At 73.2% G+C, this 17750-nt stretch carries 17 protein-coding genes; 6 read left to right on the top strand and 11 right to left on the bottom strand.

What is annotated here, in order from left to right:
* Positions 1–57: 57 nt before the first annotated feature.
* Complete coding sequence (locus PYR72_RS09070; RefSeq protein ID WP_275454820.1) at positions 58–933, top strand: ANTAR domain-containing protein; 876 nt, start codon at positions 58–60, stop codon at positions 931–933.
* Positions 934–1002: 69 nt separating this feature from the next.
* On the opposite strand, the gene PYR72_RS09065 is transcribed toward PYR72_RS09070, so the two are convergent.
* The 5 genes from PYR72_RS09065 to PYR72_RS09045 all read right to left on the bottom strand — a co-directional run bounded on the left by PYR72_RS09065 (position 1003) and on the right by PYR72_RS09045 (position 5596).
* Entirely contained in the window at positions 1003–2118 is a 1116-nt protein-coding gene (locus PYR72_RS09065) for a serine hydrolase domain-containing protein (protein ID WP_275454819.1), read from the bottom strand.
* A gap of 130 nt (positions 2119–2248) precedes the next feature.
* Entirely contained in the window at positions 2249–3529 is a 1281-nt protein-coding gene (locus PYR72_RS09060) for a CAP domain-containing protein (RefSeq protein WP_275454818.1), read from the bottom strand.
* Between the two features lie 40 nt (positions 3530–3569).
* The gene (locus PYR72_RS09055) at positions 3570–3890 is read right to left on the bottom strand and encodes a YkvA family protein (protein WP_275454817.1); all 321 of its coding nucleotides are present in this window, start codon (positions 3888–3890) and stop codon (positions 3570–3572) included.
* Positions 3891–3996: 106 nt separating this feature from the next.
* Positions 3997–4380: a hypothetical protein gene (locus PYR72_RS09050; RefSeq protein ID WP_275454816.1), complete on the bottom strand. Its 384-nt coding sequence runs from the start codon at positions 4378–4380 to the stop codon at positions 3997–3999.
* A gap of 292 nt (positions 4381–4672) precedes the next feature.
* Entirely contained in the window at positions 4673–5596 is a 924-nt protein-coding gene (locus tag PYR72_RS09045; protein ID WP_275454815.1) for a MurR/RpiR family transcriptional regulator, read from the bottom strand.
* 158 nt (positions 5597–5754) lie between these two features.
* On the opposite strand from PYR72_RS09045, the gene PYR72_RS09040 reads away from it, so the two are divergent.
* From PYR72_RS09040 to PYR72_RS09030, 3 genes are all read left to right on the top strand, one after another.
* Complete coding sequence (locus tag PYR72_RS09040) at positions 5755–6144, top strand: hypothetical protein (RefSeq protein ID WP_275454814.1); 390 nt, start codon at positions 5755–5757, stop codon at positions 6142–6144.
* A complete protein-coding gene (locus tag PYR72_RS09035; RefSeq protein ID WP_275454813.1) occupies positions 6144–6962 on the top strand; it encodes a DUF1206 domain-containing protein in 819 nt (272 codons plus the stop codon). The genes PYR72_RS09040 and PYR72_RS09035 overlap by 1 nt, the downstream gene beginning before the upstream one ends.
* A gap of 145 nt (positions 6963–7107) precedes the next feature.
* Positions 7108–7599, top strand: coding sequence for a DUF6328 family protein (locus PYR72_RS09030; protein WP_275454812.1), 492 nt, complete (start codon positions 7108–7110; stop codon positions 7597–7599).
* 57 nt (positions 7600–7656) lie between these two features.
* Here PYR72_RS09030 and PYR72_RS09025 read toward each other — a convergent pair whose 3' ends face one another.
* Positions 7657–8037, bottom strand: a complete 381-nt coding sequence (locus PYR72_RS09025; RefSeq protein ID WP_275454811.1) for a hypothetical protein — start codon at positions 8035–8037, stop codon at positions 7657–7659.
* 199 nt (positions 8038–8236) lie between these two features.
* On the opposite strand from PYR72_RS09025, the gene PYR72_RS09020 reads away from it, so the two are divergent.
* Positions 8237–11449 (top strand): amidohydrolase family protein, encoded by a 3213-nt coding sequence (locus tag PYR72_RS09020; protein ID WP_275454810.1) that lies wholly within the window; start codon positions 8237–8239, stop codon positions 11447–11449.
* Between the two features lie 25 nt (positions 11450–11474).
* Here PYR72_RS09020 and PYR72_RS09015 read toward each other — a convergent pair whose 3' ends face one another.
* The 5 genes from PYR72_RS09015 to PYR72_RS08995 form a co-directional block, all read right to left on the bottom strand.
* On the bottom strand, positions 11475–12452 hold the full coding sequence (locus PYR72_RS09015; RefSeq protein ID WP_275460369.1) for a threonine/serine dehydratase: 978 nt from the start codon (positions 12450–12452) through the stop codon (positions 11475–11477).
* 345 nt (positions 12453–12797) lie between these two features.
* The gene (locus tag PYR72_RS09010) at positions 12798–13148 is read right to left on the bottom strand and encodes a UBP-type zinc finger domain-containing protein (RefSeq protein WP_275454809.1); all 351 of its coding nucleotides are present in this window, start codon (positions 13146–13148) and stop codon (positions 12798–12800) included.
* A complete protein-coding gene (locus tag PYR72_RS09005; protein WP_275454808.1) occupies positions 13145–14671 on the bottom strand; it encodes an ATP-binding protein in 1527 nt (508 codons plus the stop codon). Before PYR72_RS09005 ends, PYR72_RS09010 begins: the two co-directional genes overlap by 4 nt.
* Positions 14672–14690: 19 nt before the next feature.
* Positions 14691–16367 (bottom strand): FAD-dependent oxidoreductase, encoded by a 1677-nt coding sequence (locus PYR72_RS09000; RefSeq protein ID WP_275454807.1) that lies wholly within the window; start codon positions 16365–16367, stop codon positions 14691–14693.
* A gap of 94 nt (positions 16368–16461) precedes the next feature.
* Positions 16462–16818, bottom strand: a complete 357-nt coding sequence (locus PYR72_RS08995; RefSeq protein ID WP_275454806.1) for a VOC family protein — start codon at positions 16816–16818, stop codon at positions 16462–16464.
* A 57-nt stretch (positions 16819–16875) separates the two neighbouring features.
* Between PYR72_RS08995 and PYR72_RS08990 the strand changes: the two genes are divergently transcribed.
* Positions 16876–17748 carry a universal stress protein gene (locus tag PYR72_RS08990; RefSeq protein WP_275454805.1) on the top strand — a complete coding sequence of 291 codons (873 nt, stop codon included), beginning with the start codon at positions 16876–16878 and terminating at the stop codon, positions 17746–17748.
* Positions 17749–17750 lie beyond the last annotated feature (2 nt).

Raw genomic sequence — 17750 nt, 5'->3', positions numbered from 1 at the left:
CAGGGACCGGGCAGACGAGCACCGCTGCCACGGAACGAGAACAGCGGAAGGTGCGCGATGGGAGCGGGATCCAGGCCGGAGGCCCACGGCGAGGACGAGGCGGTTCGGGAGGAACTGGCGCGGCTGCGCGCCGAGGTACGCGGTCTGCGCACCCGGACGGAGGGCCGCACCCTCGTCGCCCAGGCCCAGGGCATGCTGCGGGAGCGCTACGCCCTGCCGGACGCCGAGACCGCGTTCGCGCTGCTCCAGCGCGCCTCGCAGCAGCACAACGTCAAGCTGCGCACCCTGGCCGGCGCGGCACTGGACGCGCCCCGTCCGGACAGCCGCGCCGACCTGTGGTTCCCCCGCCGGATCCGGCGTGCGGAGCCGGTTCTCGGCTTCGGGGCACGCGAGCCCCGCTCCGGCCGGGGCAACCGCAGCGAGGTCCTGGCCGCCGTCCTCGACCGGACCCTCGCCGTCGTCGGCACCGACATGGGCAACGTCCAGATCGCCGACCGGACCGAGGGCGGACTGCGCATCGAGCGGCACACGGGACTGACGGCCGAGTTCGTCGACTTCTTCGCGTACGTCGGCGACGGCGGCACCTCCTGCGCCCAGGCCGCCCGGGACGTCTCCCAGGTCACGGTCCGGGACGTGGCGACGGACCCCGTGTTCACCGAGGAGGCCCGCGAGGCGATCCTGCGCGCGGGCAGCCGCGCCTGCCACAGCGTGCCGCTCACCACCGCCTCCGGACTGGTCGTCGGCATGGTGTCGGCGCACTGCGAACGCCCCCTGCGGGACCTGAACCGCGCCCAGACCAAGGAGCTGACCGTCGTGGGCGCCCAGGCCGGGGAGTGGCTGGCCTGGTACGACCGGACCGTCGTCCTCGACGCCCTGGAACACCTGCACACCCTCGGCCGCGCCCACGGCGGTGGCGGCGTCAGCAGACGGTGAGCCGTTTCTCACCCGGCCGCCCGGCCCCGCACCGGCGTCCCGGCCGCCGCCGCGGGCGCGCCGACCGAGTCAGCCGCAGAACGTGGACTCCAGCGTGCTGTTCACCGTCGCGTACACCGGGCCGTTGTTGGAGGTGTTGGCGAACGCGGTCACGCTGCGCTTGCCGTTCTTCGAGGTGAACGCCCAGGTGTAGTAGCCCTGCACGGTCCCCGTGTGCCCGTACACGGAGACCCCGCACGACAGGTCGCGGCGGCGCAGCCCCAGTCCGTACGCCTGGGTGCTGTTCACCGGTGTCCACGTCATCATCTGCTTCAGCTGGGCGGCCGAGGTGAGCTTGCCCCGCACCAGCGCCGACATGAACTTGTTCAGGTCCTTGGCGCCGGAGACCAGACCGCCCGCGCTCTGCGCCCACGAGGTCGTCTGCAGGGTCGAGTCGATCTTCTTCCCGGTGGAGTCGGCCGTCATGTACCCGCGGGAGTGCTTGCCGGGGATCGTGTTCTTCGGGTGGACGTAGAAGGTGTCGACCAGCTTCAGCGGCTTGATGATCCGGTCCTGGTAGGCCGTCGCCACCGGCTTCTTGGTGATCTTCTCGATGAGCATGCCTCCGACCACGAAGTTCGCGTTCGAGTACGCGTAGGCCGCGCCCGGCTTGCCGGTGCGCGGTTCGGCGAGGGACATGTCCATCAGCTGACGGTAGGTGAACACCTTGTTCCGCACCTTCTCGAACCCCGCCACGCTGGGGGAGAAGAGGGTGTTGGCGTAGTCGTACAGCCCGCTGCGGTGACTGAGGACATGCCGCACGGTGATCTTCTTGTCCGGCAGCAGCCCCGGCAGATACGTGTTCACCGAGGAGTCGAGCTTGAGCTTGCCCTCGTCGACCAGTTGCAGCAGGACCACCGCCGTGAACGTCTTGGTGACGCTGCCGACCCGGATGCGGTCCCCGGTGCCGAGGGCCCGCTTGGTGGACCGGTCCGCGACACCTTCGGCCAGATGGTGCACCGTGCCGTTGTCGTCGATTCTCGCGAACGCGCCCGGCGCCCCCTGCGACAGCGCCGTGCGCAGCAGTTTTCGCAGCCCGGTCGTGTCGGGTCCCGCCTGCGGGGCCGCGTGGGCGGGGACCGCCACGAGGGACAGGGCGATCGCCCCCAGCGTCGCCACACCCGTGCCCACCGTCGTCGAAACCATCTGACTCGTCTCCCGTCGCTCTCCGTCATCGGCAGGGTGCATTGGAGTCCAGCGATCACGGAGAGTCAAGTAGCCGCGTGGGGAGGCGAGTTGAGCGACCCGAAAGAGGGACGGTGTCGGCGGGTCGGTTTCAGCCGCCGAAGAGCTGGGTCCAGTAGGTGCCGGCCTCGCCGCCGCCGACGAAACCGACACCTATATGGGTGAAGCCGGGTTTGAGGATGTTCGCCCGGTGTCCGGGGCTGTCCATCCAGCCGCGCACCACCTCGGCGGCGGAGCGCTGGCCGCACGCGATGTTCTCCCCGACCGACCGGTGGGTGGAACCGGCCGCCGCCGCGCGGTGCCAGGGTTCGCCGCCGTCGGGGGAGGTGTGCGCGTAGAAGGCCCGCGCCACCATGTCGGCGCTGTGCGCCTGGGCGGCGGCGGTGAGCCGGGCGTCGGGGGAGAGCGGTGGCAGGCCGGCCCCGGCCCGTTCGCCGTTGGTGAGGGTGATGACCTCGGTGGCGGTGCGGTGGAGGCCGGCCGGGGAGAAGGGGTGGGCCCACAGGGCCGTCCAGAAGACCGTTCCCGAACGGGGATCGGTGGCCTGGCCGAGGCCGGTCTCGCTCCAGACGGGGTCACGGAGGGTGCGTCCGGCCGTGGCGTCGCGACGGCAGTAGTCCACGAACTCGGCGGCGGTGCGGGGGCCGGAGACCAGGTGCTCTCCGATGGTGAGGTAGGCGTATCCGGTACCGGTGACGCGTTGGTGGACGAAGACGCCGTCCCGGCCCTCGGCGCCCAGTCGGCCCTGGGCGGCCATCGCGCCGGCGTGCGCCCGGGCGGCGGCCGACAGACGGCTGTCCAGCGAGACGGGCGGCGAACCCGCTTCGGCGCGGACGGAGTTGACCAGGCCGAGGAAATCGGTGGGGGCGGGGGGAGATGATGTGGGCGTCCCCTCCTCCAGCACCTCCACGCCGAAGTCCCTCGCCACTCCCGCCAGCCCGTCCGCGTACCCCTGGCCGAGGGCGCGCAGCTTCCAGCCCGTTCCCCTGCGGTACAGCTCCGCGAGGAGCAGTACGGTCTCGCGGTCGGGTCCCGGCGGGGTGAAGCGGGCGATCGTGCGGCCCCCGGGGCCGGTGACGAGCAGGGTCGGGGCGGGCAGACGGCCGAGCGGTGTGCCGGGGGCGGCCGGACTGATCACGAGGGTGAGGCGGGTGGCACCCGGGCGGAGGGCGGTCGGGGTCACCGTCAGGGTTTCCCCGGCCAGCCGGACCCCCGCGGCCGTCGGCTGGTTGTAGAAGACGAAGTCCGCGTCGCCGCGGACCCTGCCGGTGTCGTCGGTGACGAGGGCCGAGACGTCGAAGGGGCCCGGCACCCCGATCGTCAGGGTGCCGCTCGGCAGGGGGATGTTGCCCCCGGGTACCAGCTCGTTCATCGGTGCCGTCCGTCGCAGTGACCGTCAGCCCGACAACGCCTCATCCCCGTACGGCGGTTCCCGTGCCCTCCTGCCGCTCCATCGCGTCCAGGGCGTCCTGACGGCCGGAGCGCATGGACCTGATCGCCAGCAGGAGGACCCCGATGTCGTCCAGGTAGACGGGGTCCGGCACCAGGTCGGTCGGCAGGACGAGATAGAGGACGGCACCCCAGAAGACCCACTTGGGGCCGGTCGGGAGTCCGGCCCGGTTCAGCTCGCGCCGGGTGCGCACCAGCCGCAGCAGCAGCCACACGGCCACGCCGAGGACGGCGGCGGCGATCAGCGCGATCGCGGCGATCACACCCCAGGTCCAGGAATCCATCGGTCCGCCCCTCCGTCGGGCCGGGCGGTGTGCCCGGCCTGTGCCTGCCCATCGTCTTCCCCCCGGGCGGCGCCGTGTACCGCGGCGCGCGGGGAGCGTGACCGGGTCAGTTCGAGGCGCGGGCGAGGTTGTGGTCCACCAGGGCCTGGCTGACGGCCCGGATGGAGCGGGCCATGTGGCTCAGCTGCATGACCTCGGCGGCGTACATCTTGATGGTGTGCTCGATGACCGACTCGGACATGCCGAGGCTGGGCAGCTCGGAGCGGGCGGTCTGCAGGGCGGTGCGGGCGACCCGGATCTCGTGCTGGACCTGGATCTGGGCGTGCCGGGCGAGCAGTACGGGGTGCCGCATCATCGCCGGGTAGCTGCCGTAACGGGCCGGCACCAGCTCGCGCAGCCATTTGGCCGCGGACCTCTCCCAGTCGTAGCTGCCGGGTGTCTTGACCTGACACGGCCAGTCCGTGCGGAGGGGCGAGGTGGTCAGGGCCATGTGTAACGCTCCGTCTTGCATCGACGCCATTGGGTGCAGCGGGGGGTGGAGTCTGGGCGGCCCCGGCATAGGGGATGGCCGGGGCCGCCTCACCCGGGGCGCCGTGGCGGGTAGGAGCGGACGGACCCGGGTGGACGACGCGACCCGGCGTCCACCGGGTCACGATCCGCGAGCAGTATTTATATATACCCCTGAGTATGCAAGGGCATGGAAAAATTCATGCGGGGAGACGGTGGGAGAGGCGACGAGGGGATCCCCCGCCGCCCCGGCGTCCGCGAGCAGCGCGGCGGGATCAGTCCCTGAGGAAGAACTGATGCTGCTCCGAGACCTGCTCGTACGCCTCCAGTCGCGCCTGGGTGCGCTCGGGGTCCGCGTCCGTCATGGCCTGGAGCAGGGCGGAGGACATCATCACGGGGGCGGCGTACGAGTCGAAGACCAGGCGTGAGCCGGTGCCGGTGGCGAAGACGGCGTCGGCCTCGTCCGCCAGCGGGCCGAGCGCCAGGTCGGTGACCAGGGCCACCCGCAGCCCGGCGCCGTGGGCGACGCGCAGCGCCGTCAGCGTCTCCTGCGCGTGCCGGGGCATGGAGAACGCCAGCACCCAGGTGCCGCCCGCCTCCCGGGACTGCAGCAGGGCGTCGTAGGCGACCGTGCCGCCCTTCGTCACCAGCCGGACGTCGGGGTGGATACGGCGGGCGGCGTACGCGAAGTACTCGGCGAGCGCACCGGAGATCCGCAGCCCGAGGACGGTCAGCGGGGCCGAGCGCGACAGGGCGCGGCCGACCCGGATCACCTGGTCGGGGTCGGCGAAGTCGCGCCGCAGGTTCTCCAGGTTCTCGATCTCGGCGTCCACCGCGGCCTGCAGTTCGTTGCTGCGGTCCGCGGCCGGCACGCCCGGGGCGCTGCCGAGGGTGGCGAGCGCGATGGACTGGAGCCGCTCCCGCAGCGCCGGGTAGCCGCTGAAGCCGACGGCCGCGGCGAACCGGGTCACCGAGGGCTGGCTGACGCCGACCCGCTCCGCGAGGTCCGTGATCGACAGGAACGCGGCCTCGGTGATGTGCTCGATCAGGTACTGGGCGATCCGCCGCTGCCCGGGGGAGAGCCGGGGGCCGTCGAACAGTTCCCTGAGCCGGGACGTGGGCGACTGCTCGGTCTCCGGGGCGGTCCGCCCGGACGTGATCGCTGATGCCTGCGCACGTGCCTGCTGCGGCGATGGCACGCGCGCGCCTCCTTCGTCTCCCACGAGCACTCAACATAGCCCACGCCCCGCGCACCTCCCGGCGCCCGCTCGCGCGACCTGCGAGAACCCCGTTTCGGGCACACCATGGGGGTACTCGGGGTACCCGCATCCTGTCGCCCACACGAGGGAGAAGGCTCGTGACCCTGCCCAGTCTGCCGGTGTCCCAGGTCGAGGTCGTGCTGTGCGACTGCTCGGCCGAGGACGCCGAACGCGTCTTCGCCTGTCTGCGCGCCCACTTCGAGACGGACCGGCGCCCCGACGACCCGCCGCACGAGACCGGCACCGACCGGCCGACCATGTGGACCGGCATGTACGACACGGCCGCCGCCGTCCCCTCCGGCACGGGGGAGCACTCCCGGCCGCCGTCCGCACCCGTCACGGTCGAGGTGCAGGGCAGTCCGCCCGCCGTACGGATGCTGCGCGAGGCGCTGGAGGAGGAGTACAGCGTCCGCCAGGTGGGCGTGGACGCCGGTGATCAGGAAGTGCAACTGCAACTGCGGGTCGAAGGGCGGGAGGGGCGCAGCTGATGACCACTCTGGGGGTGGGGCGCGGACGTGCCGCGCGGAGTTCGGTGACGGAGGGCGCTGCGCGCGCCGGGCTGACCGCGCGCGGCGTCATCTATCTGCTGGTCGGGGCCCTGGCCCTGCAGATCGCCTTCGGCGGAAGCTCGGAACAGGCCGACAGACAGGGAGCGTTGGAGGAGATCGCCGAGAAGCCGCTGGGTTCCGTGCTGCTGTGGGCGCTGGGCATCGGCCTGGTCGGCATGGCGCTGTGGCGGCTGTCGGAGGCCGTGTTCGGCGCGGCGGGCGCGGACGGCCGCAAGTGGACCAAGCGGCTGGCGTCCGCCGCCCGCTTCGCCTTCTACTCATTCGTCGCCTACTCGGTGCTGGCCTTCGCGGCCGGTGAGGGCGGCGGGGGCGGCTCCAGCGACGAACAGTCCCGGGACGTGACGGCACGTGCCCTCGAACTGCCCGGCGGCCAGTGGATCGTGGGCGCGGCGGGTGTCGGGGTCGTCGTCGCGGGCGGATGGATCGGCGTACGGGCCGTGATGCGCTCGTACCACAAGCATCTGCGGCTCGGGGAGATGTCCCGGCGCACGCGGCGGCTCGTCGACGTGAGCGGCGTGGGCGGCGGGGTGGCGCGCGGCCTGGTGTTCGCCGCGGCGGGTGTCTTCGCGGTCCGCGCCGCGATCCGGTACGAACCCGACGAGGCCAAGGGCCTCGACGACACGATCCGTTCCTTCGCGGACGCCCCCGCCGGTCCGACGCTGCTGGCGTGCGTCGCGGCCGGGCTGGTGCTGTTCGGGGTGTTCTCCTTCGCGATGGCGCGCTGGCGCAAGGTGTGAGGCGGCCGGTGAGGCCCTCCCGGCCGGGAGGGTTCCGCCGAACGGATTCGCTCGTGCGAATGAAATGACGCCGGATGTGCTTGAGGTCCGGGCGCACGGCGTCATGGAGGGAGGGGAACATCGACTTCAGCGGCCGGGAGGACACGTGGGCGAGGTGCGGGGCGACCGGGGCAGGGGGCGCGACGAGACCGAGGACGAGCGGGCCGACCGCCGCTGGGGCGAACTCATCCAGGAGGTGCGGGTCGCCCAGACCGGCGTCCAGATCCTGTTCGGCTTCCTGCTCACCGTGGTGTTCACCCCGCGGTACGAGGATCTGCCGCAGACCGAGCAGACGATCTACATCGTGACCGTCGTCCTCGGCGCCGCCGCCACCGGCGCGCTCATCGGCCCCGTCTCCTTCCACCGGGTCGTCGCCGGCCGCCGGATCAAACCCGCCGCCGTACGCTGGGCCGCCCGCCTGACCGTCGTCGGCCTGGTCCTGCTCCTCGCCACGATGACGGCCGCGCTGCTGCTGATCCTCCGCGTGGCCACGCACGACGAGTACGTACCCTGGCTGGTGGGCTGCGTCCTGCTCTGGTACCTGCTGTGCTGGTTCGTCCTGCCGGCCTGGATCCGCCGCCGGCACGCGGACGACTGACACCGGGTACGGCGCGCCGGGAGCAGGTGCCGTCTGTCGTCCACCTGCTTGATCCGGTCAGCGGAAGAGACTTCGGAGCGATCCGATCCACGACGTGAAGTCCGAGGACTCGACGGCGAAGTCCGCGGGATCCAGATCTCCCAGGTCCGAGGAGAACACGGCGGAGTCCGGAACATCGTGACGCAGGAGGAACCCGCGGCCGCCGCTGTCGTCACCGATGAGGACGAAACCCGGTGCGTACCGCGCGACCTCGTAGGTGGTGTTGCGTTCGCCGATGCATTCGGCCGAGTACACGGTCACACCGGTGTCGGTCATCAGGCCGTTCGTCACGTTCCACAGCGCCACCAGCGGAGCGGGAACGTTCAGCGCGGTCTCGGTCCGAGCCCGCACCGCGTCAGCCGCTGTGACCGTCGCCGGTCCGGGTACCGACTCCGTCATGTCGATGTCACTCCTCCGCCTGTCGGAATCACAGCTCCGGGAACCTCCTACATGATCGGCGTCACGTGTGCATCCCGCAGCCCGGCCCTTCACCGGCCGCCGCCCGTCGACGCCCGCCGTCACACCCGTGGGTGACATCCCCGATGGCGTGAATGGCGGTGTTGCCCCTGTGCCGGGCGGTGCGCGAGCGTGCGGTGTCATGGACCGTGACCAGAGTCACCGCACCCCGCCCCTGACCCGCCGTCAACTCCTCGCCGCCACCGGGGCCACCGGAGCCGCCGCGGTGCTCGGCAGCGCCGGTCCGGTCGCCGCCGGCCCGGGCTCCCCCGGTACCGGCCCCTCCCTCACCTTCACCCGGGCGACCAACGGCGCGGCGACCCTCGCCACCGGCGGCGACACCCTCATCGCCGAGGTGCAGAGCGGTCTGTGGTCCCTGCCCCGCGGCGGCGGCAGAGCGGTCCCCCTCACCCCGGCCGGACTCGAACCCAACCGGCCCACCCACTCCCCGGACGGCCACCTGGTCGCGTTCTGCGCCTACCAGGGCGGCGGCTTCCACCTGTGGACCATGCGCCCCGACGGCTCCGAGCTGAAGCGGCGCACCGACGGCCCCTGGGACGACCGGGCCCCGGCCTGGTCGCCCGACGGCACCCGGCTCGCCTTCTGCTCCGAACGCGGCGGCGACCCGGACCGCCCCGCCGGCGGATGCCCCTACCGCGTCCACGTCCTCGACCTCGCCACCGGCGAGATCACCCGCGTCACCGGCCTCCCCGGCCAGGACGGCCCCCTCCAGGACGGCGGCTGGGAGGACTTCGACCCCACCTGGTCACCGGACGGCACCCGGCTGCTGTTCGTGCGCGGCAAGGTCGTCGTCACCGGCACGACCCCGTCCGTCGAGTCCCGCACGGTCGCCGCCGTGGCCGCCGACGGCACCGGCCCGGTGACCGTCGCGCACACGGAGACCGAGGCCGCCCAGGTCATGACCCCCGCCCTCGCCCCGGACGGCCGCCTCGCGTACCTGCGCACCACACCGGCCCCGCACGGCACGTGCACCCTCGTCGTCGCCGGAGAGCCCGTCCCGGTCGACGGCGACCTCGCGCCCGTACCGCCCCGCTGGACGGCCCGCGGAGAGCTGCTGGTCACCCTGGACGGCCGGTTCACCCTCGTACGGCCCGAAGCACCCGCACGGACCGAGACGATCCCCTTCCGGGCCGTCCTCCCCGTGGACCGGCCGCGCCGCCGGACCAAGGAGTACGACCTCGGAGAGGCACGGGTGCGGCCCGCGCGGGGCATCCATCTGCCCGCGCTCTCCCCGGACGGGCGGAGCGTCGCGTTCGCCGCCCTCAACGCGCTCTGGCTGGCGCGGACGGCCGGCGGCCGCCCGCCGAAGCGGCTGCGGCAGTCGCCGCCCACCCGCTGGCTCCTCGCTCCCGCCTGGGCACCCGACGGACGCTCCCTCGTCTACGCCGACGACCGCGACGGCCTCCTCGGCGTGTACCGGCACGATCTGGCCACCGGCGAGGAGACCGCCCTCGCCACCGGCGGCCGGGTCATGCCCGCCCTCTCGCCCGACGGCCGGCGGCTCGCCTGCCTCGACATGGCCGGCCGCCTCGTCGTACGGGACCTGGTGAGCGGCGGGGAACGCGTCCTCGTGGAACCGCTCGGCGGAGGCGGCCTCCCCGGCAGGCCGAGCTGGTCGCCGGACGGCCGGTATCTCGCGCTGTGCGACCGCAACCGGCTCGGCGCCCGCTTCCGCGAGGGCTACAACCTGATCAGGGTCGTCGACGCCACCACGGGCGCCGACCGGCTGCACGCGGTCGCGCCCCATGCCTCGATCGCCGACCGGTACGACTCCGGGCCCGTCTGGTCGCCCGACGGCCGCTGGATGGCCGTGATCGTCGAGTCCGCGCTCTGCCTGCTGCCCGTGGCCCCCGACGGCACCCCGCGCGGAAGGCTCCGCACCCTCACCACCGAACCCGCCGACCACCCCACCTGGTCCGGCGACTCCAGGACCCTCCTCCACCAGTCGGGCACCCGCCTCCGGCTCGTCGACGTCTCCGGAGGCCGCCCGCGCACGGTCCGCGTACCGCTCGACCGCACCCGGCCCACACCCGCCGACACCGTGGTCCACGCCGGCCGCCTGTGGGACGGCACCGGCGAGACGGTCCGCGAGGACGTCGACATCGTCGTCCGCGGCGGCCGGATCACCGCCGTCGAACCCCACCGCGGCGACCGCCGGGCCGCCCTGCGCCGCATCGACGCCTCCGCGCACACCGTGCTCCCCGGCCTGTGGGACACCCACACCCACCCCTGGCAGAGCACCTACGGCAGCCGCCAGGCCGTCGGCCAGCTCACCTACGGTGTCACCACCGCCGTCTCCCTCGGCGGCTTCGCCCACGAACAGGCCCGCATCCGCGAGGAGGTGCACGCCGGGCGGCTCGCCGGACCCCGCCTGCTCACCACCGGCGAACTCCTGGACGGCGCGCGGGTCGCGTACAGCATGGGACGCGCCCACCGGACGCGGGCGGGCCTGCGCCGCTCGCTGGAGCGGGCCGCCGCGCTCGACTGGGACTTCGTCAAGACCTATGTACGGGCGCCCGGTTGGGTGATGAGCGAGGCCGCCCGCTTCGCCCACGAACGTCTCGGCGTCCGTACCGGCGGTCATCTGCTCTCCCCGGGCGTGCAGCTCGGTCAGGACCTGACGACCCATCTGCAGGCCACCCAGCGAGCCGAGTTCGGCCACGCCGTCACCGCGGGCGGGCGGGCGTACGAGGACGTCGTGGAGATCTACACCCGGCAGGGCGTGGACTTCTCGCTCATCGCCACCCCCTTCACGGCCCTGCCCCTCCTCGGCGCGGACCCCTCCCTGGCCGACGATCCCCGGGTCACGGCCGTGATGCCACCGTGGGACGCCGCCCTCGTCCGGCAGGGAGCGGGAACCCCGCCCACGCCCGCCCAACTCGCCGCGCTGCGCACCGAGACCGACGTCTACCGGCGGATCCTCACGGCCGGCGGCATCGTCGCCCTCGGCACCGACCAGCCGCTCGTACCCGTGGGCCTCTTCCTCCACCTCGCCCTGCGCGCCCTGCACGCCGGCGGGCTCACCCCGGCCGAGACCCTGCGCACCGCGACCGTCCTCCCCGCCCGGCTCTTCGGCCTCGACGACCACCTCGGCACGGTCGGCGCGGGCAAGCTGGCGGACCTGACCGTCGTCGACGGCGACCCGTTCACGGACTTCGCCGACCTCGTGCGCACGGTGTCGGTCCTGCGCGGCGGAACGCCGTACACCACCGAGGAGTTGGTGGCCGCCTACCGGCCCGCGGGCCGACGCGCGAAGGCCGTCGGGACCGAGGAGGAGTGGCTGGAGGTCGGCCGTCTGATGCGCCGGGACAGCTGCTGCCACGACGGCCCCTGAGCGAGGACCCGGTCCGGCCGCCGCGTCACCGCAGCCCGAACCGCCTCGCCCAGTCCGTGATGTCGGCCGTGGTGGCGTTGCCGCCGCAGACCACCAGACCCAGCCGGGCGCCGTCGCCGACCCGCTCCCGCACCTGCCGGGCCGCCGGCAGCAGGCATCCGGCGGCGGGCTCCGTCCACACCTTGGCGTGCTCGGCGAAGTCGAGGACGCCCTGGACGGCCTCGGCGTCGGGGACCACGAGGACGTCCTCAACGAAGGCGGTCACATGGTCGTAGGTGAGGCGGGAGGAGGAGGGCGCGCTGAGCGTGGTGACGACGGAGGAGAGGGGGACCGTGACGGGGCCGCCTGCCGCGAGCGCCTCGGTCATGGCCGTCGCGCCCACGGTCTCCACACCCCAGACACGGACGCCGGGACGCAGGGCCTCGAAGACCGCCGCGACACCGGCGATCAGCCCGCCGCCGCCGATGCTCACGAGGACGTCGGTGAGCGCGCCGGGGCCGTCGGCCGCGCCGGTGTCCTCGACGAACTCCAGGCCGACGGTGCCCTGGCCGGCGATCACCAGCGGGTCGTCGAAGGGGTGGACGAGGGTGAGGCCCTCCTCCCGCAGCCGCTCGGTCAGCGCGAACGCCTCCGCCATGCCGTCCGTGAGCCGCAGCGAGGCCCCCGCCGCCTCGACGAGGTCGATGGCACGGCGCGGGGCGCTCCTCGCCATCACCACGGTCGCCTTGACGTGCAGTGCCGCGGCCATGTGCGCCAGCGCGATCCCGTGGTTGCCGCCGCTGACCGCGACGACGCCGGCCGCCCGCTCGGCGGGGGTGAGCGCCAGCAGCTTCGCCGTGGCGCCCCGGGCCTTGAACGAGCCGGTGCGCTGCAGCAGCTCCAGCTTCGTGGTCACGGGGACACCGAGCAGGTCGGACAGCCCCGGGCTCGGGACGGTGGGTGTCCGCACGACATGGCCGGCGATGGTGGTGGCGGCTCGGCGGATCTCGTCTGTCCCGATCAACACGGTGGCACTCCGTTCGGTGGGGCGGTGTCTGTGGTTCGCGGTGGGGGTGTAGTGGGGGTTGGGTTGCTGTGTCGTCCGCGGCTGCGTGGGGGCTGGTCGCGCAGTTCCCCGCGCCCCTGAAAAGCCGGGGCTGCGCCCCGCGCTTTTCCGGCCCGCAGCTGCCGGGTTTTCCAGGCCCGTGTCACTCGTGCTTTTCGGGCCCGCGGCACCCGCGTTTCTCTGGCCCGTAGGGCCTGTCTTCGGGGGCGCGGGGAACTGCGCGAGAAGTGTCACCTGGCCCGCGCTCGCGATACCACCCGAGCCACCCCGTCACCCTTCGCGACACCCGACCCCCGCGTCACCTCACCGCAGACGAGCAGCCCAGTCGTCCGGGACCCGTCCGGCAGGACCCGGGGCCGGCTGGTCCGCGGGGTGGCTGAGCGGCGGGGCCAGGTCGGGCCCGGACTCGTACATCTCGGAGGTCGCGTAGTTCCAGAACCAGGACTCCCCGGGCTCATAGCTCCGCACGAAGGGATGCCCGGCACCGCTCGCGTGCGCCGTCGCGTGCTGCGCGGGCGACGAGTCGCAGCACCCGACGTGACCGCACTGCGCGCAGCGCCGGAGATGGAACCACCAGCCGCCGGCCGCCTCGCACTCCACGCAGCCCTCGCCGCTCGGCGGCACGGCGGGGTCGATTCCGGCGGGCAGGGTCATGGGGCCTCCTCGGGCGCGTCGGGAGCGGGGAGCGGGCGGTCGTCGGGGTCGTCGGGGTCGTCGGCGAGGGTGAGGTCGAGGTCCGCCGCCGGTGCCGTCAGCGGCAGGAACACCTGGAAGCGGGTCTCGCCCGGCCGGGACCGGACCTCGATGTGCCCGTGGTGCTTGTTGACGACGATGCGCCAGGAGATGTCGAGGCCGAGCCCGGTGCCCTGCCCGACCGGCTTGGTCGTGAAGAACGGGTCGAAGATCCGGTCCCGGATGTCCGCCGGGATGCCGGGACCCGTGTCGAGGAACTCCACCAGCACCTGGTCACGGTGGTCGAGCGCCGTCCGTACCGTCAGCGTGCCCGCGCCGCCGGTGTCGTCGATCGCCGAGACCGCGTTGTCGATCAGGTTCGTCCACACCTGGTTCAGCTCACCCGGGTAGGCGGGGATGCGCGGCAGGCTGCGGTCGTACTCCTTCACCACCTCGATCCGCTCGCCGATCTTCCCGGACAGCATCAGCAGGGTGCTGTCGAGGAGTTCGTGGACGTCGGCGTTCTGGTAGGGCGCGCGGTCCAGCTGCGAGTACTGCTTCGCCGCGTCGACGAGCTGGGTGACACGGGTCGTGGAATCCTCGATCTCGTTCATCAACAGCTCGGTCTCGACGGTGTAGTTGAGCCAGCGGACCGCGCCTTCGAGGGTGTGCTCGTCCACGGCGGCCGCGACCTGGTCCAGCCAGGCGGTGTCGAGCCCGGCCTGGACGAAGGTCGGCGCGAGCTGCCAGCCGCCCGCGATGCCGTGGTCGTCGAGCCAGTCCGACAGCTCGTCCTCCCGGTCGGACGCCTCCAGCGGACTGAGCGGGGTCGCCTTCGCCACCTGCTCGGCCGTCCGCTCCTGGAGGTCGACCAGCGACTCCAGCATCGCCCGCTTGTACGGCCCGGCGGCGATGACCCCGAGCTTGTGCCGCATGCCGGCCACCCGCTCCCGCAGCGCGGAGGTGGCCCGCACGGCCGCGGCGGCGGGGTTGTTCAGCTCATGGGTGAGCCCGGCCGACAGCGAGCCGAGCGCCAGCAGGCGTTCGCGCTGGTTGATGGTCCGCTGGGTGTTCTGATGGCCGAAGAACACGCCTTCCAGCAGGTGGACGGCCATGGGGAACCAGTCCCGCATGATCCGGGCGAAGGCGTCCGCGGGAAGGACGTAGAAGCGGGAGGGGACGGTGACCCGCATGGAACCCTTGTAGCGGGCCTGGTCCGCCTGGTCGCCGAGATACGCCTGGAAGGCGCCCGCGTACACGCCGACCTGGGAGCTGCGGCTGACCTCCACGTCGTCGTCGCCGACCCTCCGGGACAGCACCACCGTGCCCTCCAGGAGCACGAAGAAGCAGGTGGCCGGATCGCCCTCCCGGTAGACGGGGCCGGGCTCGAACCGCTCCACCCGGCCCTCGCGGCACAGCCGGTCCAACTGCCCGTCGTCCAGCTTCTCGAACAGGAACAGCCTGCCCAGCTCGGCCCGGTCGCACGGCGACGGCCGCCCGCTCACGACGACGCCCCTCGGGGTGTCATGACTGCTCCAGATACCTGTGCACCAGCATCACGGCCATCGCTCCCTCTCCCACGGCGGACGCCACCCGCTTCGCGGACTCCGACCGCGCGTCCCCGGCGACGAACACGCCGGGCACATTGGTCTCCAGGTGGTACGGGGGCCGGTCCAGCTCCCAGCCCGGCGGCGGACCCCCGTCGGCGGTCATGTCGGGCCCGGCGACGATGAACCCGCGCTCGTCGCGGAGCACGGTCCCCTCCAGCCAGTCGGTGTGCGGTTCGGCGCCGATGAACACGAACAGCCACTGGGCGTCGACCAGTTCCTCGCGTCCGCTTGCCAGGTCCTTCAGGGTCAGCTGCTCCAGCTGGTTCGTGCCGTGCGCGGCCTCGACGACCGTGCCGGGGCGCACGAAGATGTTCGGTGCCTCGCCGAGCTGCTGGATCAGGTAGTGCGACATCGACGCGGTGAGCGACTCCCCGCGGACGAGCAGCGTGACCGACTTGGCGCCCCGCGACAGGTACATCGCGGCCTGACCGGCCGAGTTGGCGCCGCCGACGATGTACACGTCGTGGCCCTGGCAGCCGGCCGCCTCGGTGAGCGCGGAGCCGTAGAACACCCCGCAGCCGGTGAGGTCCGCGCAGCCCGGCGCGGCGAGCTGGCGGTACGACACGCCGGTCGCCAGGATCACGCTGTGCGCGGCGACGGCCGAGCCGTCGGAGAACCGCACGGTCCGGGCCGCCCCGTTCACCTCCAGACCGCTCACCTCGCGGGCGGTGAGGATCTCCGCCCCGAACTTGGCGGCCTGGCGCCGGGCCCGGCCGGTGAGCTGCCCGCCGGAGACGCCGTCGGGGAAGCCCAGGTAGTTCTCGATGCGTGAGCTCTGCCCGGCCTGCCCGCCCGTGGCCGACCTCTCCACGAGCAGGGTCCGCAGCCCTTCCGAGGCCCCGTACACGGCCGAGCCCAGCCCGGCCGGTCCGCCGCCGATGACGACCAGGTCGTAGAACTCCTCGGCCGGTGTCGTGGCCAGTCCCACCCGCTCGGCCAGCTCGGGGTCCTCCGGCGCCAGCAGCGGGGTGCCGTCCGGGGTGACGACCAGCGGCAGCCGCTGCCCGTCCGCGCCGGCCGCCGCCAGCAGCCGCCGTCCCTCCGGCTCGTCCGACGAGAACCAGCGGTAGGGCACCTGGTTGCGGGCCAGGAACTCGCGTACGCCGGACGACCGCGCCGACCACCGGTGCCCGACCACCTTCGTCGTGCCCGCACAGCTGCGGTCGGCGGCCCGCCAGGCCTGCAGCAGGTCGTCCAGGACCGGGTAGAGCTTCTCCTCCGGCGGGTCCCAGGGCTTCAGCAGATAGTGGTCGAGGTCGATGACGTTGATCGCGTCGATCGCCGCGCCGGTGTCGGCGTAGGCGGTCAGCAGGACGCGCCGCGCGCCCGGATACACGTCCAGGGCCTGTTCCAGGAACTCGATGCCGTTCATCTCCGGCATCCGGTAGTCGGCCAGGATCACCGCCACCTGGTCCCCGCGCAGCTTCAGCTCCCGCAGGGCCTCCAGCGCCGACTGCCCGGACTCCGCCCGCACGATCCGGTACGACTCGCCGTACCTGCGCCGCAGGTCCCGTGCCACCGCACGCGACACCCCGGGATCGTCATCCACCGTGAGGATCACGTTCCGCGCCGGACCGACCGCCTGAGTCATACGCCTCCACCCCGAGCCAATGTGCCCATCGTATGGTCGACCGTCCGGGTTCGCTCGGTTTCCCCCGCGCGGGACCGGGGGCGTATGCCGGGGATCAGCTCCGGCGCGGGGCCAGTACGCAGAACTCGTTGCCCTCCGGGTCCGCGAGTACCACCCAGGGCTCGTCGCCGCGCTGCCCGACGTCCGCGTGCCGGGCCCCGAGGGCGAGGAGGCGGCCGACCTCCGCGGCCTGGTCGTCGGGGCGGAAGTCGAGGTGGAGCCGGTTCTTGACGGTCTTCGCCCCCGGATCGCGTCCGAACAGCAGTCCGGGGAGGCGGTCCGGGGCCGGACGGATCTCGTACTCCTCGGGGGAGTCGTCCACGACGACCCAGCCGAGCGCCCGCGCCCACCAGCGCCCGAGGGCCGCCGGATCGGCCGCGTCCACCACCAACTGCTCCCACTCGAGGGTCATACGGCGAGCGTAGTGAAGACTGGGCCCGTCAGCCATGTGACTACAGAGAGGTGGGCGATGACGACGCGCCCGATCACCGCCGCAGTGGACGGCACGCCCGAGAGCCTCGCCGCGCTGGCGTGGGCCGGCCGGGAGGCCGTACGCCGGGACCTGGCGCTGCGGGTGGTGCACGCGTGGCAGTGGGAGCCGCACGAGGCGGTCGCCGTGGACCGGGAGGGACAGGCCCGGTGGGCCGAGGAGGCCCTCGCCGAGGCGGCGCGAGGCGTCCGCGAGCGGCACGCCGGCCTCGCGGTGACGACGGAACTGCTCCAGGGCCCGCCGGTCGAGATCCTGGCCGGCGTCGCCGGCGCCGCCGAGACGCTGGTGCTCGGCTCGCGCGGGCACGGCGCGGTGATCGGCTTCCTGCTGGGTTCCGTCGGACAGCAGGTGATCGTGGAGTCCCCGTGTCCCGTCGTGCTCGTCCGCGCCGAGGACAGCCCGGCGGGCGAGGCCGCCGGACGCGAGGTCGTCGTGGGCCAGCAGGGCACGGCGGAGGACAGCGCCGACGTGCTGCGGTTCGCGTTCGAGACGGCGGCGGCCCGCGGGGCGTCCCTGCGCGCGGTCCGGGCGTGGGCGCTGCCGCCGCTGTACGCCTACAGCCCGGGCTCGCTGAAGCTGCTGGACGAGGCCGGCGGCCTGGAGCCGTACGAGAAGAAGGCGCTGGCCACCGCGCTGGAGCCGTGGCGGGAGAGGTTCCCCGGGGTGCCCGTCACCGAGCACGTCGAGATCGGCAGCGCCGGGCAGGTGCTGCTGTCCGTGGCCCACCGGGCCCAGCTGATGGTGGTCGGGCGCCGCGCCCGCCGTACGGCCGTCGGCGCCCGGATCGGTTCGGTCACCCACGGCGTCCTGCACCACGCGGGCTGCCCGGTGGCCGTGGTCCCGCACGGGTGAGG

It is taken from the genome of Streptomyces sp. VNUA24 (assembly GCF_029167005.1).
Taxonomy (GTDB): domain Bacteria; phylum Actinomycetota; class Actinomycetes; order Streptomycetales; family Streptomycetaceae; genus Streptomyces; species Streptomyces scabiei.
The sequence above is the reverse complement of the archived record's forward strand: the minus strand, read 5'-3'. Positions and strand labels throughout refer to the sequence as shown.